1 protein-coding gene is annotated in these 960 nt (G+C 23.3%); it reads right to left on the bottom strand.

The genetic code is table 11. From position 1 onward, the window contains the following. A partial coding sequence (locus R4K56_RS14710) for a hypothetical protein (RefSeq protein WP_335772883.1) occupies nucleotides 1–506 on the bottom strand: 506 nt, incomplete at its 3' end. Nucleotides 507–960 lie beyond the last annotated feature (454 nt).

The following is a 960-nucleotide window of genomic DNA, read 5'->3' as shown; positions in this document are numbered from 1 at the left end:
CCGCCAAAAAAGAAAGCTGATAATTCTATTATGCTCTCTATACTTCCAGGCATATTGAAAATAGCTAAGTTTTCATGTATTTTATAAATAATAACTGAACTTATTACAAGAATTATCGCAAGTAGAATAATATAAAATTTATAAGATGCATTTTTATAAAAAACTATCTCTATCAAAACACCTATAACAGCACAACCTACCATAAATATTATTACTAATCTCACAAATAAATCTTTTGAATCATCTTCAAAATCTACATTAGGATTATCTCTATCTCTCCATCTGAGGTAGTTGCGGCGAATTTCTTTAATTTCTATACTACTATTAAAATCATAACTATTTTCTAAAATAATATCATTATCACTTACTATATAGTTACCATTATAAATGCTGATTTCTTCATTTTCTTCTATTACATTTACATTATATACATTATGTTTTGTCATTTCATTATAAAATATAAAAGAAATAATAATTAATACAACCGCTAATATACTAATCTTCATATAAACCTCTTTAAAAAACACTTACAGCAAATTAATAAATATTTATCATAAATTAATTTTTATTTCAAGCATATTTATTGATACCTAAATAATGTATTAATAAAAAATAATTAATGCACGGTAAATAAAGCCTTAAAATAAAGTATTTTAATAATTCTAATTTTACTATTTTTTAGAATCGGTTAACCGTGCGGTTAGTAAATTTTTAATTTTAAATAAAGCTTGGGCGGGTGCTAAAAAGATAATATGAACTTTTAAATCTAAATAAAGTTTAATAGCAAAAATAGATTAATAATTCTTAAAGGGCGGGGAATTAGAAATAAGTTTTAAAATTTAATTACATTTGCCCACACTTTAGGCTTTCTAAACTCACAGTCATTTTTATATTATCTTTCTTTTTAATCTTACCTATTATTTTAGCTGCCCACCCAAGATTTTTTTTTAATTTGTTACG

Source organism: Brachyspira pulli (genome assembly GCF_036997785.1).
Lineage (GTDB): Bacteria > Spirochaetota > Brachyspiria > Brachyspirales > Brachyspiraceae > Brachyspira > Brachyspira pulli.
The sequence above is the reverse complement of the archived record's forward strand: the minus strand, read 5'-3'. Positions and strand labels throughout refer to the sequence as shown.